Raw genomic sequence first — 13,244 nt, forward strand, 5'->3', positions numbered from 1 at the left:
ACTCGGTATAATGGGCCGACGCAAGAAGATCGTTCAGGAATGTGAGCGGCTGATGGACAACCCGGAGCACATCCGGAACATCGCCATCGCCGCCCACGTCGACCACGGGAAGACGACGCTGTCTGACAACCTGCTGGCGGGCGCCGGGATGATCTCCGAGGACACCGCGGGCGAGCAGCTCGCGATGGACACGAAGGAGGACGAGCAGGAGCGCGGGATCACCATCGACGCGGCGAACGTCTCGATGACCCACGAGTACGAGGACACCAACCACCTCATCAACCTCATCGACACCCCGGGCCACGTGGACTTCGGGGGCGACGTCACTCGCGCGATGCGCGCGGTCGACGGCGCGCTGGTGGTCGTCGACGCCGTCGAGGGCGCGATGCCCCAGACGGAGACGGTGCTCCGACAGGCGCTCCGCGAGGGCGTGAAGCCGACGCTGTTCATCAACAAGGTCGACCGCCTCATCTCGGAGCTCCAGGAGGGGCCCCAGGAGATGCAAGAGCGGCTGATGTCGGTCATCGCCGACGTCAACGAGCTCATCCGCGGGATGGCCGAGAACATGGACGACATCCCCGAGGACTGGACCGTCTCCGTCGAGGACGGCACGGTCGGCTTCGGCTCCGCGCTGTACAAGTGGGGCGTCTCGATGCCCTCGATGCAGCGGACCGGCATGGACTTCGGCGACATCATGGAGCTCGAACAGAACGACAAGCGGCAGGAGCTCCACGAGCGGACGCCGCTGTCTGACGTCGTGCTCGACATGGTCTGCGAACACTTCCCGAACCCGGTCGACGCGCAGCCCCGCCGCGTCCCGCGCATCTGGCGCGGTGACCCGGACACCGAGCTGGCCGAGGGGATGCAGCTGGTCGACGAGGACGGCGACGTCGTCTTCATGGTCACCGACATCTCCATGGACCCGCACGCGGGCGAGATCGCGACTGGCCGCGTCTTCTCCGGCACGCTGGAGAAGGGCCAGGAGCTGTACGTCTCCGGCACGGCCGGGAAGAACCGCATCCAGAGCGTGGGGCTCTTCATGGGGTCCGAACGCGAGGAGGTGGACCGTGTCCCGGCGGGGAACATCGCGTCCGTCACCGGACTGCGTGACGCCATCGCCGGCTCCACCGTCTCCTCGGTTGAGATGACGCCGTTCGAGTCGATCGAACACATCTCCGAGCCGGTCATCACGAAGTCCGTCGAGGCGCAGAACATGGACGACCTGCCGAAGCTCATCGAGACGCTCCAGCAGGTCGCCAAGGAGGACCCGACGATCCAGATCGAGATCAACGAGGACACCGGGGAGCACCTGATCAGCGGGCAGGGTGAGCTCCACCTCGAAGTGATCACCCAGCGGATTCGCGACAACCAGGGCATCCCGGTCATCACCGGCGAACCGATCGTCGTGTTCCGCGAGCAGCCCCAGGAGTCCTCTCGCGAGGTCGAGGGGCAGTCGCCGAACCGCCACAACAAGTTCTACATCACCGTCGAGCCGATGGACCAGGAGATCGTCGACGCCATCCAGCTCGGCGAGGTCTCGATGGACATGCCCGAACTGGAGCGCCGCGAGGCGCTACAGGAGGCCGGCATGGACAAGGACACCTCCCAGAACGTCGAGGACATCCACCGGACCAACATCCTCATCGACGACACGAAGGGGATCCAGCACCTCAACGAGACGATGGAGCTCGTCTTGGAGGGGCTTCAGGAGGCGCTCGACGACGGTCCGCTGGCCGCCGAGCCGGTCCAGGGGTCGCTGTTCCGACTCCACGACGCGAAGCTCCACGAGGACACCATCCACCGCGGTCCGGCGCAGGTCATCCCGGCGGTCCGCGACGCGGTCCACCGCTCGCTGATCGACGGCGAGGTCCGCCTGCTCGAACCGATCCAGGACGTCCGGATCGACGTGCCCAGCGAACACATGGGCGCGGCCTCCGGCGAGATCCAGGGTCGTCGCGGCCGCGTCGACGACATGTACCAGGAGGGCGACCTCATGGTCGTCGAGGGCATCGCGCCCGTCGAGGAGATGATCGGGTTCTCCTCCGACATCCGCTCGGCCACCGAGGGCCGCGCCTCGTGGAACACCGAGAACGCGGGCTTCCGCGTCCTCGTCGATAATCTCCAGCGCGAGAAGATCATGGAGATCCGCGAGCGCAAGGGGATGAAGCTCGAACTGCCGCAGTCGATCGACTACTTCTAAGTCGACGACGCGGTCCGCGGTCTCTGCGGTCAACTTCTCTCTCGCGTCTTCCGCCTGAGAGCCCCGACGCCGTCGATCGCGGCAGACCCTCCCGAACCGTGCGCCGCGTTGACAGGCACGGAAGCGAGGCAACGCCTGCCAGCGCCGAAGGCTTATACCGGATCGTCCGACTCCGTTCGGGTATGCAGACGGGCACGACTCCCCCCCGGCGCACCGCGACGGAGCCACCGAGCGACCGCTCCACGTCGGGGACAGGAGCGCGTCCGCGGACGAGCGATCCGGACTCGACCGGCCGCGATGAAGCCGGGCGCGGCGCGGCGCCGGAGGTGGCGCCGTGAGCGACCGTCGCGACGGGGCGCCGGAGGCCGCGCTCGACGCGGAGGCGGGCGTCGACGAGCCCGACTCGGGAGCGTCGCCCGACGGCGGCCACGCCTCGACGGCGGTCTCGACGCACACGGTCCGGCTGGAGTTGGTCGACGAGCCCGGGCAGCTGCTCGCCGCGCTCCACCCGATCGCCGACAACGGCGGGAACCTCCTGTCGATCTACCACGAGCGCGGGAACAAGACGCCCCGCGGCCGGATCCCGGTCGAGGTCGACTTCGAGGCGACGCCGGACCGGTTCGAGGAGATTGTCGACGCGCTCCGTAGCGAGGGCGTGAACGTGATGCAGGCCGGCACGGAGCGGTACACCGAGGAGGTGACGCTGCTCCTCTTCGGCCACCTCATCGACACCGACCTCTCCGACACGCTCTCGAGCATTGAGGCCTGCGAGTCGGCGTCGGTCGCCGACGTGTCGCTCGCGGCCCCGCAGGGCACCGAGGAGGTGTCGAGCGCGCGGCTCCGGCTCGAAGCCCGGGCCGGCGAGACGGACGCGGCGCTCGCCGCGGTCCGCGACCTCGCCGCGGAGAAGGACCTCCGCGTCGTTGAGCCACTCACGGGGGTGGAGGCGTGAGGCTCGCCGTGATCGGTGCGGGCGCCGTCGGGCGCTCCGTCGTCGAGCTGGCGGGCGAACACGGCCACGAGGTCGTCGCGGTCGCCGACTCGTCGACCGCGGTCGTCGCGGACGGGACGGGCGGTTCCGGCGGAGAGGCCGTCGGCGTCGACCCCGACGCGGTCGTGGCGCGGAAGGCGGAACGGGGGATCGTCGGCGACGACGACCCGGCAGACGCGCTGGCGGCCGACTACGACGTCCTCGTGGAGGCGACGCCGACGACGCTCGGCGACGCCGAGCCGGGCTTCTCGCACGTGACGACCGCCTTAGAGCGCGACCGCCACGCGGTCCTCGCGAACAAGGGCCCCGTCGCGGAGCGGTACGGCGACCTACGGGCGGCCGTCGGCGACAGCGACGGCGAGATCCGGTTCGAGGCGACCGTGGGTGGCGCGATCCCCGCAGTGTCGACGGTCGAGGACATCGAGCCCGGCCACGTCACGGCGGTCCGGGGCGTGCTCAACGGGACGGCGAACTTCATCCTGACGCGGATGGCCGCCGAGGGGCTGGACTACGACCACGTGCTCGCGGAGGCGCAGGACCTCGGCGTCGCGGAGGCGGACCCCTCCTTCGACGTGGACGGCACCGACGCGGCGCTGAAGTGCGTCATCCTCGCGAACGTGCTCTCGTTCGGCGCGGTCGACGACCCCGCCGACGCCCGGGAGTTCACGCTCGAAGACGCCGACGTCTCGGGGATCCGCGACGTGCCCGGCTCCGCGCTCCGCCTCGCGGCCGAGGACGGGCGGACGGTCCGGCTGATCGGCGAGGCGACGGGCGAGACCGTCCGCGTCGCGCCGCGGCTCGTCCCCGAGAACGGCACGCTCGCGGTCTCGGGGACGCAGAACATCGTCCAGATCGAGACCTCCCACGCCGGCCGGCTCAACATCTCCGGCCGCGGCGCGGGCGGCCCCGAGACCGCGAGCGCGGTCCTCGGCGACGTGGGCCGGCTGGAGTAGCCGACGCCCGACTCGCCCACCGACGGTCTCCGTGCGGCCGTGTGGCGTGCCCCGGGTTGTCGAGAATCGCAAGACGGCGGCACGATACTCTGTGGCCCGTATCGAAACCGTTTTAGTGGAATCAACCGAAACTTACTCACAGAGCGCCTTAGCGCGTGATTACCCCATGAGTGACAAACCGCACCAGAACCTGGCCATTATCGGCCACGTCGACCACGGCAAGAGTACGCTCGTGGGTCGCCTCCTCTTCGAGACGGGGAGCGTCCCCGAGCACGTAATCGAGCAGCACCGCGAGGAAGCCGAAGAGAAGGGCAAGGGCGGCTTCGAGTTCGCCTACGTGATGGACAACCTCGCCGAGGAGCGCGAGCGCGGCGTCACGATCGACATCGCCCACCAGGAGTTCGACACCGACGAGTACTACTTCACCATCGTCGACTGTCCGGGCCACCGTGACTTCGTGAAGAATATGATCACGGGCGCCTCGCAGGCCGACAACGCGGTGCTCGTCGTCGCGGCCGACGACGGTGTCGCGCCCCAGACCCGCGAGCACGTGTTCCTGGCCCGCACGCTCGGGATCAACGAGCTCATCATCGGCGTCAACAAGATGGACCTCGTCGACTACAGCGAGGACTCCTACAAGGAGGTCATCAGCGAGGTCGAGGACCTGCTCAACCAGGTCCGCTTCGCGACCGACGACACCACGTTCGTGCCGATCTCGGCCTTCGAGGGCGACAACGTCGCCGAAGCGTCCGAGAACACCTCGTGGTACGACGGCCCCACCCTGCTGGAGTCGCTCAACGACCTGCCGGAGGCCGAGCCGCCGACGGACGCGCCGCTCCGCCTGCCGATCCAGGACGTGTACACCATCTCCGGTATCGGGACCGTCCCCGTGGGACGCGTCGAGACCGGGATCCTCAACACCGGCGACAACGTCTCCTTCCAGCCGTCCGACGTGGGCGGCGAGGTGAAGACGGTCGAGATGCACCACGAAGAGGTGCCCAAGGCCGAGCCCGGCGACAACGTCGGATTCAACGTCCGCGGCATCGGCAAGGACGACATCCGCCGCGGCGACGTCTGTGGCCCGGCCGACGACCCGCCGAGCGTCGCCGAGACGTTCCAGGCCCAAGTCGTCGTCATGCAGCACCCGTCGGTCATCACGGCCGGCTACACCCCGGTCTTCCACGCCCACACGGCGCAGGTCGCCTGTACGATCGAGTCCATCGATCAGAAGATCGACCCCTCGTCCGGTGAGGTCGCCGAGGAGAACCCGGACTTCATCAAGTCCGGCGACGCGGCGGTCGTCACCGTGCGTCCCCAGAAGCCGCTCAGCATCGAGCCGTCCGGCGAGATCCCGGAACTCGGCAGCTTCGCCATCCGCGACATGGGTCAGACCATCGCGGCCGGCAAGGTGCTGGACGTCAACGAGCGATAATCGATGCAGCAGGCACGCGTCCGCCTCGCCGGCACGAGCCCCGAGGACCTCGACGACATCTGCGACGACGTCCGCGAGATCGCGGACTCGACGGGAGTCGCCCTGTCGGGCCCGATCCCGCTGCCGACGAAGACGCTCGAGATCCCGTCGCGCAAGTCCCCGGACGGTGAGGGGACGGCGACGTGGGAGCACTGGGAGATGCGCGTCCACAAGCGTCTGATCGACATCGACGCCGACGAACGCGCGCTCCGCCAGCTCATGCGCGTCCAAGTGCCGAACGACGTCAGCATCGAGATCGTTCTCGAAGACTGAGCGCTAGGGCGTTTCTCTTTCACCCCTTTCGTTTTTCACATCGCCTAGCCTCGGCGCCGTCGATCGCGGCCCGCGCCCACCGTCCGGTCCGGTTCCGGTCACCGCGCGTCGAGCAGGCCGACGCGTCCGGCGACGAGCCCGCAGAACGCCCCGGTCGCGTGCGCGATCAGCGCGACGCCCGGCGCGGCCGTCGTCGCGGTGAGGACGACGGCGACGAGCCCGAACAGGACCAGTTGGACTCGCGGCGAGAGGCGCAGGCGGTCGAACAGCGTCTCGCTCACGACGTTTCCCGCGAGGAGGTAGCCGCCGAGCGCGAACACCGCGCCGCTGATCCCCAACACGGCGACCGGCGGGCCGAGTAGGCTCCCGAGGGTCACCTGCGCGAGGCCCGCGAGCGCGCCCGTCGTGACCACGAACGCGTGGAAGCGGGCGCGGGTCGTCCGGCGCTCGACCAGGGGCCCGACGAGCAGTAGCGCGAGGGCGTTCGCCAGCAGGTGGCCGACGGAGCCGTGCGCGTACACGCTCGTGACGAGCGTCCAGGGAGCGACGGCGACGGGGGTCGACAGCGCGAACAGTCCGGCGAGGCCGACGACGCCGAGGAGGGCCTGCGCGGCGCCGACGAGGAGGGCGACGCCGAGCGTTTCGAGAGTGGCGCGCATCGGCCGGGCGTTGGGCCCGGGCGGTGAAAAGGCTGTGCGGCCCGGTCGCTCGCGGCCCGTCCGCGGTGCGGCTCAGATGACGTCGTCGGGGTCGTGGGCGCGGGCCATCCGCGTCGCCTCGGCGGCGTAGCGCTCGCGGTCGTCGGGGTCGTCGACGGCGCCGACGTTCGACGGCGCCGCGTCGACGGCGGCCGTGGTGTCGCGCACGTCCGTGAAGGAGGTGAGCGCGCGCTCCTTGCGGAAGTAGCGCTCGCCGTCCGGCGTCGCGTACGTGAGGATCACCATGTTCTGCTCGTCGTCGGAGTACGTGCGCTCGACGAGCCACATCCGCACGTCCTCGGTCGCAGCGCCGGCGTCTGCCTCGTTCGCGCTCATGCGTAGTTGTTCGATTCCCGCGAACAAACGTGTTGCGTCGCGCCGGGTCCGGCCCGCCCCGCCGGTTCGCCTCCGCGAACCGCCAGCGTTATGTTCTTTAGGGCGACCTAAATAATCGTATGAGACCGCGAACCGCCGCCGCTCGACTCCGCGAACGCCTCTCCCGGCTCCGAGCGCGCGTCCCTCGGGGGTCGCTCGCGGTCGCGGGAACCGTCCTCGTCCTCGCGATCGGCGGCGCGGTGTTGACGCGGACCCTCGACCTCGCCGCCGTCGTCGACGCGGTCGCGACCGCGGACCCGGTCTATGTCGCCGCCGCGCTCGTCGCGTACCTGTCGTCGTGGCCCGTCCGCGGCCGGCGGTACGGCGACGTGCTCGGGCCGATGGGACACCGGTGTCGCACGGCGTTCCTCACGGCGACCGTGTTCGCGAGCCAGACCGCGAACCTGATCGTCCCCGCCCGGGCTGGCGACGGGGTGCGCGCGTACCTGCTGAACGACCGCCGTGAGGTCCCCTACGCTACCGGCGTCGCATCGCTGGCGGTCGAGCGCGCCTTCGACCTGATCGCGCTCGGCGCGCTCGGCGGCGCCGCGCTCGCCGTCCGCCTCGCCGGGGGGCGGGTCGTCGCGCCCGACGGCTCCGGTCGGGTGCTCGTCGTCGCCGGGGGCACTGCGATCGCGGCCGCGCTGCTCTCGGCGCTCACCGTCGTTGTCGCTCGGAGCGACCGGCAGTTCGGTCCGGCCCTCCGCGATCGCGCTGCGGGGTCCCGGCTCGCCCGGGCCGTCGACGCGACGGTCCGGTTCGGCGCCGCCGTCCGCGTCGTCGCCGCGGACGCGGGCGCGCTCGTTCGGGTGTCGCTCGCGAGCGGCGTCGTGTGGGCGCTCGACGTCGCGACCGCTGTTTTCGTCCTCGCGGCGCTCGTGGGCGGGTTCGGCGGGCCCGTCGATCCGGTCGCGCTCGCCGTCGTCGGGACGCTTGCCGTCTCGGTCGGGAACCTCGCGAAGGTGCTGCCGCTCTCGCAGGGCGGGATCGGGCTGTACGAGGCGGCGTTCACCGGGATCGTCGTCGCCGCGACGCCGATCTCCGCCGAGGTCGCGCTCGCCGCGGCGGCCCTCGACCACGCGCTGAAGAACGCCGTCACGCTCGCCGGCGGCGGCGCCGTCGCGGCCGCGTTCGACCTGTCGCCGACGCGCGCTCCCGACGAGTCGGAGCGGGAACCCGACGCGACCGCGACGCAGCCGACGACGGACCGCTAAACTTTTAGGCCAGCCTAAAAACTAACGCGTATGACGGCTACCGCCCCGAGCGGCGACGGCTCGGATATCTGCGTCATCGTTCCGACGATCAGGGAGTACGAGTGCCTCCGCGCGTACGTCGCCAACGCCCGCGAGCACGGGTTCGACGTCTCGCGGCTCCACTTCGTCCTCGTCACCGAGGACTTCTGCGAGACCGACGAGATGCGCGCGATGCTCGACGACCTCGACGTCTCCGGCGAGGTGTTCGACGGCAGCCGCCGCGAGGAGTGGTACGAGGCCAACGGCGTCGCGGAGTACGGCCACGTCGTCCCGGCGGCGAGCCACGCCGAGACGAGCTTCGGCCTGCTGTACATGTGGGCCGACGAGTCGTTCGACTACGGCGTCTTCATCGACGACGACACGCTCCCGCACGACGACGTCGACTACTTCGGTCGACACATGGCGAACCTCGCGTTCGAGGGGGAGGTCGAGCGCGTCAGCTCCGACGAGGACTGGGTGAACGTCCTCTACGACAACGCCGACGAGCACGGCCTCTACCCGCGCGGCTACCCGTACTCGGCGATGGGCGAGACCGTCGAGACCGACGCGGTCGACGTCGAGGCCGGTGAGGTCGTCGCCTCGCAGGGGCTATGGACGAACGTCCCCGACCTCGACGCGGTCCGGATCCTGATGGACGGCGACCTGGAGGGTCAGGCGCAGACGCGGACGACCGCCGACGACTTCGGCGACGACTTCGTCGCCGCGCGCGGCAACTACCTCACCGTCTGCTCGATGAACCTCGCGTTCCGCCGCGAGGTGATCCCGGCGTTCTACCAGCTGCCGATGGACGACAACGAGTGGGACGTGGGGCGGTTCGACGACATCTGGTCGGGGCTGTTCTTAAAGCGCGCCTGCGACGTGCTCGGCAAGCGCATCTACAACGGCGACCCGCTCTGTGAACACAACAAGGCCCCGCGCTCGACGTTCGACGACCTCGCGAACGAGGTGGCCGGGCTGGAGCTGAACGAGCACGTCTGGGAGGCCGTCGACGAGGCGGGCGCCGACGCCGACTCGTACGCGGCGGTCTTCGACGCGATGGCCGACGCGCTCGCCGAGGGCGACTTCGACGAGTGGAACAACGGCGCGTTCCTCAACCACTGCGGCGAGTACATGCGCGACTGGCTCGACTGCCTCGACGCGATCCGGCGGACGCCGGCGCCCGCGGACGACTGAACCGACACGACTAAAACCATTTAGGCAAGCCTAAAACACATGACGACCCACGAATCCGACGCACGAGACGGGCGCGACGTTCGACGGCGGAAGTTCCTCGCGGCGGCCGGCGCGGTCGGCGTCGCGGGGGTCGCCGGCTGTACGGGGAGCAACGATCAAGACGGTTCCGACGGCGGCGACGGCGGACCGGCGATCGGGCAGATCGGTTCCGGTCGCGCCGGGCGCGACGCCCCCGGCGGGACGCCGATGGCGGAGATGCCGGCGCTGGAGGGCGAACTCACCGTCTACTCCGGCCGCGGCGAGTTCCTCGTCGGCGACCTCGTCGGCTACATCGACGACCTGTACGACGACCTCGACCTGACCGTTCGGTACAACAGCTCGACCGACCACGTGAACGCGATCATCAACGAGGGCGAGGGGTCGCCGGCCGACGTGTTCTACTCGGTGAACGCTGGCTCGCTCGGCGCGCTCGCCGACGCGGGACGCACGCAGGCGCTCCCCGACGACGTGACCGGGAAGGTCCGCGGGGAGTTCCACACCGAACAGTGGGTCGGCACCTCCGGGCGCGCCCGGACGGTCCCGTACAACACCGAGTCGGTCTCCGAAGACGGGCTCCCGGACGACATCATGGCGTACCCCGACGAGTTCGAGGGCGACCTCGGCTGGGCGCCATCGTACGGCTCCGCGCAGGCGTTCGTCACCGCGATGCGGCTGCTGGAGGGCGAGGAGGCCACCCGCGAGTGGCTCGAAGCGATGGTCGAGCGCGGCGCCGCGACGTACCCGGACGAGTTCCGCGCGTGTCAGGAGATCGCCGACGGCGAGATCGACGCCGCGTTCACCAATCACTACTACATCCAGCGCGTGCTCGACGGGAACCCGGAGGCCCCGATCGCGACCTCCTTCACGCAGGGCGACGCGGGCGCGGTGTTCAACGTCGCGGGCGCCGCGGTCGTCGACACCGCGTCGAACGCTGACCTCGCCGCGAACTTTGTCCGCCACCTGCTGTCGGCGGAGGCGCAGGACTACTTCGCGCGCTCCACCTTCGAGTACCCGCTGATTCCGGAGGTCGAGCCGATCGGCGACCTCCCGACGATCGACGAGCTCGACGTCCCGGACATCGACCTCTCGGAGCTGTCCAACCTCGAACCGACGATCGACCTCATGCGCGACGCCGGCGTCCAGATCTGAGCCGCCGCCTCGCCCCCGCGTCGCGTCGCGCGCCCGTCACGCTCACAGCCTCACTCCACCGACCGTGTCAGTTCTCCCACCGTCGCTCCGTCCCCGCCGGCTCCTCGTCCGCCTCCGCCAGCGGCTCGAACGCGCCGACCGGGTGAGCCTCGCCGCGGCGCTCGTCGCCGTCGCCGCCGGCGCCCTGACGTTCGCGGTCGCCGTCACCGTCTTCTCGCACCACTCGGCGAACCACGACGAGGGCGTCTACCTCACGCAGGCCGCCCTCCTCCTCGACGGTCAGTTGGCGTTCCACGCCGGCTCGCTCGCCGACGCCGTCCACCCGTGGTTCTTCATCGAGGACGGCGGGCGGCTCTACCCGAAGTACAACCCCGTTCCCGCGGCGACGTTCGCCGTCTCGATGGCCCTGTTCGGCGAGCCGCGCGTGACTCTCGCGGTCGTCGCCGCCGGGAACGCCGCTCTGGTGTACCTGCTCGGCTCCGCGGCCGTCGGTCGCCGGGCGGGCCTCGCCGCGGCCGTCCTCTTCGCCGCGTCGCCGATGGCGATCGCGACCTCCTCGGCGTTCCTTCCGTACGCGCCGACGACGCTCTTCAACCTGGTCTTCGCGGTCGCGTACCTCCGGAGCGTCCGGGACGAGTCCCTCAGGGCCGCGGGCGTCGCGGGCCTCGCGATCGGGGTCGCCTTCTTCGCGCGGCCGTACACGGCGGTGCTGTTCGCCGCCCCGTTCATCTGTCACGCGCTGTGGCGCGTCGCGTCGGCGACCCGGCGGTTCGGCGCCGAGTCCGCGGCGTCGACGCCGCGCGCGTTGGTCGACGCCGGCGTCCGCGGGCTCCCCGACCCGGTCCGCCGCCACGGGCTGACGGCGCTGTTCGGTACCCTGTTCGTCGGCGTCACGCTCGCGTACAACGCCCGGATGACGGGGTCCCCGCTCGTGTTCCCGTACCAGGTGTTCGCGCCGATGGACGGCCCCGGCTTCGGCGAGCGCCGGATCCTCGGCCACTCGGTCGACTACACGCTCGGGCTGGCGCTGGAGTCGAACGGGTACGCGCTCCGGGAGATCGCGACCCGCTGGTTCGCCGCCGGCCCGCTCGGAACGCTCGCGGCGCTCGTCGGCGGCGCGGTCGCGCTCCGCGGGTGGCGCGCGACCGGCGATCCGCGCGGACTCCTCTACGACCGGGCGGCCGACGACGCGTCCGGTACGCCCGGGTTCCGACGGACAGCGACGGCGCTGCTCGTCGGCGTCGCCGTCTCTGTCGTCGTCGGGAACCTCTACTTCTGGGGGACGCACAACGCGCTCGCCGACCTCTCGGACCCGACCGACGGGCTCGCGTCGCTGTTCGGCCCGTTCTATCACTTCGACCTGCTCGTCCCGCTGTCGGTGTTCGGCGGGCTGGCCGTCGCCGCCGCCGCCCGGGCGCTGTCCGCGGCCCGCGACCGGCTCGTCTCCCGCGGCGCCTCGGGGACGGTCGCCCGCGTGGCGCTCGCGGTCGTCGTCGCGAGCGCGGTCGTCGTCGCGGGCGTGGCCGCGGTCGACGCGGCCGCGGATCCGATCGAGCGGAACGCCGCGGTCGACGCGAAACACGAGGCCGCGTACGCGCCGTTCGACGAGACGACCTTCGAGGACGGGCTCGTCTTCGTGCCGACGCCGTACGGCGAGTGGCAGAACCACCCGTTCCAGTACCTCCGGAACGGGCCGGGGCTCGACGGCGAGGTCGTGTACGCGCTCGACCGCGACCCGGTCGAGAACTTCGCGGTGCTGGACGCGTACCCGGACCGCACCCTGTACCGCTACGGCTATCAGGGGGTCTGGACCGCGGATCCGGAGACCCGCGTCACGCCGAAGCTGGAACCGCTCGACCGGCGCACTGGCGCTCGGATCGACGCCGAGACGACCGTCGGCGTGCCGGACCGCGTCGCCCGCGCGCAGGTCCGCGTCGACCCGCGACGGGGCGCTCCGGGCGGTCCGGACCACGTCTCCTACACGGTGAGCGATCTCGGCGACTCGCTCGCGGTCGACTGGGTGGTGACGCCCGAGGGCGTCCGGTTGCCCGGCGCGGCGGCCGCGGGCAACCCCGAGGCGGGCGACCCCGTGCCGTTCGACCCCGAAGGCGACGCGGTCGCCGTGACCGTGACGCTCGTCGACCCCGCCGGCGCGACGTTCACCTACCGGCAGGAGGTGACGGTTCGGGTGACGGAGGGCAGCGAGGCGGGAGCCAGCGGCGAGCGTGTCGAGGTCGTCTGGCCGCCCGAGCGCTCGACCTGTCGGCTCGTCACGGCGTGCGGGACTGAGGGGACGTACCTCCCCGACGAGCCCGACGCCCACCCCGAGTGGGTCGTCTTCGAGACGGCCGCCGAGGCGAGCGACTAATACGTCGATATCTCACACGCAGTTGCTGGTGGATCGGTGGTGACAACCTCCAAAGCCCCAGCCGCGAGGCCGCGGTACGCTCGTTGCGCTCCTGTGTCGCTCCGCTCGCTGCGGTGCTTACGTCGCCTACCGCGGCCTCGGGGCTATCCCTTTGAGTCCCGCCCCTCACAGCACGGTCGCGTTAAGTTAGAGGATGAGGCGCTCGACTTCAGAGTGTCTATGGCCGAAACCGAGCGCCTCAGCAAACGTATCGCGTGGATTGACTTGTCGTTTGTGGAGCGAGATCGAACGCCGCGATGGG

Annotated in this window: 12 protein-coding genes; 10 read left to right on the plus strand and 2 right to left on the minus strand. The window is 70.6% G+C overall.

Annotation, left to right across the window (positions count from 1 at the left end; genetic code table 11):
• Positions 1 to 10 precede the first annotated feature (10 nt).
• The 6 genes from EXE41_RS08955 (at position 11) to rpsJ (ending at position 5,888) form a co-directional block, all read left to right on the plus strand.
• Complete coding sequence (locus tag EXE41_RS08955; protein WP_049932262.1) at positions 11 to 2,200, plus strand: elongation factor EF-2; 2,190 nt, start codon at positions 11 to 13, stop codon at positions 2,198 to 2,200.
• Positions 2,201 to 2,382: 182 nt separating this feature from the next.
• Positions 2,383 to 2,538, plus strand: a complete 156-nt coding sequence (locus EXE41_RS19055) for a hypothetical protein (protein ID WP_158294402.1) — start codon at positions 2,383 to 2,385, stop codon at positions 2,536 to 2,538.
• The gene (locus tag EXE41_RS08960) at positions 2,535 to 3,152 is read left to right on the plus strand and encodes an amino acid-binding protein (protein WP_137690784.1); all 618 of its coding nucleotides are present in this window, start codon (positions 2,535 to 2,537) and stop codon (positions 3,150 to 3,152) included. The genes EXE41_RS19055 and EXE41_RS08960 overlap by 4 nt, the downstream gene beginning before the upstream one ends.
• Complete coding sequence (locus EXE41_RS08965) at positions 3,149 to 4,144, plus strand: homoserine dehydrogenase (protein ID WP_089308662.1); 996 nt, start codon at positions 3,149 to 3,151, stop codon at positions 4,142 to 4,144. The genes EXE41_RS08960 and EXE41_RS08965 overlap by 4 nt, the downstream gene beginning before the upstream one ends.
• 166 nt (positions 4,145 to 4,310) lie before the next feature.
• Positions 4,311 to 5,576, plus strand: a complete 1,266-nt coding sequence (tuf, locus tag EXE41_RS08970) for a translation elongation factor EF-1 subunit alpha (protein WP_049932267.1) — start codon at positions 4,311 to 4,313, stop codon at positions 5,574 to 5,576.
• A 3-nt stretch (positions 5,577 to 5,579) separates the two neighbouring features.
• The gene (gene rpsJ / locus EXE41_RS08975) at positions 5,580 to 5,888 is read left to right on the plus strand and encodes a 30S ribosomal protein S10 (RefSeq protein ID WP_004048854.1); all 309 of its coding nucleotides are present in this window, start codon (positions 5,580 to 5,582) and stop codon (positions 5,886 to 5,888) included.
• Positions 5,889 to 5,986: 98 nt separating this feature from the next.
• Here rpsJ and EXE41_RS08980 read toward each other — a convergent pair whose 3' ends face one another.
• Together EXE41_RS08980 and EXE41_RS08985 are read right to left on the minus strand one after the other, a co-directional pair.
• Positions 5,987 to 6,547, minus strand: coding sequence for a rhomboid family intramembrane serine protease (locus tag EXE41_RS08980; protein ID WP_049932268.1), 561 nt, complete (start codon positions 6,545 to 6,547; stop codon positions 5,987 to 5,989).
• A gap of 72 nt (positions 6,548 to 6,619) precedes the next feature.
• Positions 6,620 to 6,922, minus strand: a complete 303-nt coding sequence (locus EXE41_RS08985; RefSeq protein WP_094520559.1) for a hypothetical protein — start codon at positions 6,920 to 6,922, stop codon at positions 6,620 to 6,622.
• Between the two features lie 119 nt (positions 6,923 to 7,041).
• Between EXE41_RS08985 and EXE41_RS08990 the strand changes: the two genes are divergently transcribed.
• The 4 genes from EXE41_RS08990 (at position 7,042) to EXE41_RS09005 (ending at position 12,943) form a co-directional block, all read left to right on the plus strand.
• Complete coding sequence (locus EXE41_RS08990) at positions 7,042 to 8,175, plus strand: lysylphosphatidylglycerol synthase transmembrane domain-containing protein (RefSeq protein ID WP_137690785.1); 1,134 nt, start codon at positions 7,042 to 7,044, stop codon at positions 8,173 to 8,175.
• Positions 8,176 to 8,205: 30 nt separating this feature from the next.
• Complete coding sequence (locus EXE41_RS08995) at positions 8,206 to 9,387, plus strand: alpha-1 4-glucan-protein synthase (protein WP_137690786.1); 1,182 nt, start codon at positions 8,206 to 8,208, stop codon at positions 9,385 to 9,387.
• A 39-nt stretch (positions 9,388 to 9,426) separates the two neighbouring features.
• Positions 9,427 to 10,575 carry an extracellular solute-binding protein gene (locus EXE41_RS09000; RefSeq protein WP_137690787.1) on the plus strand — a complete coding sequence of 383 codons (1,149 nt, stop codon included), beginning with the start codon at positions 9,427 to 9,429 and terminating at the stop codon, positions 10,573 to 10,575.
• Between the two features lie 64 nt (positions 10,576 to 10,639).
• On the plus strand, positions 10,640 to 12,943 hold the full coding sequence (locus EXE41_RS09005) for a glycosyltransferase family 39 protein (RefSeq protein WP_137690788.1): 2,304 nt from the start codon (positions 10,640 to 10,642) through the stop codon (positions 12,941 to 12,943).
• Positions 12,944 to 13,244: the final 301 nt, after the last annotated feature.

It is taken from the genome of Halorubrum sp. SD690R, assembly GCF_005435035.1.
GTDB classification, from domain to species: domain Archaea; phylum Halobacteriota; class Halobacteria; order Halobacteriales; family Haloferacaceae; genus Halorubrum; species Halorubrum ezzemoulense.

Excerpts from the sequence above, each read along its gene's own strand:
- EXE41_RS08955 (WP_049932262.1), top strand. The coding sequence starts at position 11 with ATGGGCCGACGCAAGAAGATCGTTCAGGAATGTGAGCGGCTGATGGAC.
- tuf (WP_049932267.1), top strand. The coding sequence starts at position 4,311 with ATGAGTGACAAACCGCACCAGAACCTGGCCATTATCGGCCACGTCGAC.
- EXE41_RS08995 (WP_137690786.1), top strand. The coding sequence starts at position 8,206 with ATGACGGCTACCGCCCCGAGCGGCGACGGCTCGGATATCTGCGTCATC.
- rpsJ (WP_004048854.1), top strand. The coding sequence starts at position 5,580 with ATGCAGCAGGCACGCGTCCGCCTCGCCGGCACGAGCCCCGAGGACCTC.
- EXE41_RS19055 (WP_158294402.1), top strand. The coding sequence starts at position 2,383 with ATGCAGACGGGCACGACTCCCCCCCGGCGCACCGCGACGGAGCCACCG.
- EXE41_RS09000 (WP_137690787.1), top strand. The coding sequence starts at position 9,427 with ATGACGACCCACGAATCCGACGCACGAGACGGGCGCGACGTTCGACGG.
- EXE41_RS08980 (WP_049932268.1), bottom strand. The coding sequence starts at position 6,547 with ATGCGCGCCACTCTCGAAACGCTCGGCGTCGCCCTCCTCGTCGGCGCC.
- EXE41_RS08985 (WP_094520559.1), bottom strand. The coding sequence starts at position 6,922 with ATGAGCGCGAACGAGGCAGACGCCGGCGCTGCGACCGAGGACGTGCGG.
- EXE41_RS08990 (WP_137690785.1), top strand. The coding sequence starts at position 7,042 with ATGAGACCGCGAACCGCCGCCGCTCGACTCCGCGAACGCCTCTCCCGG.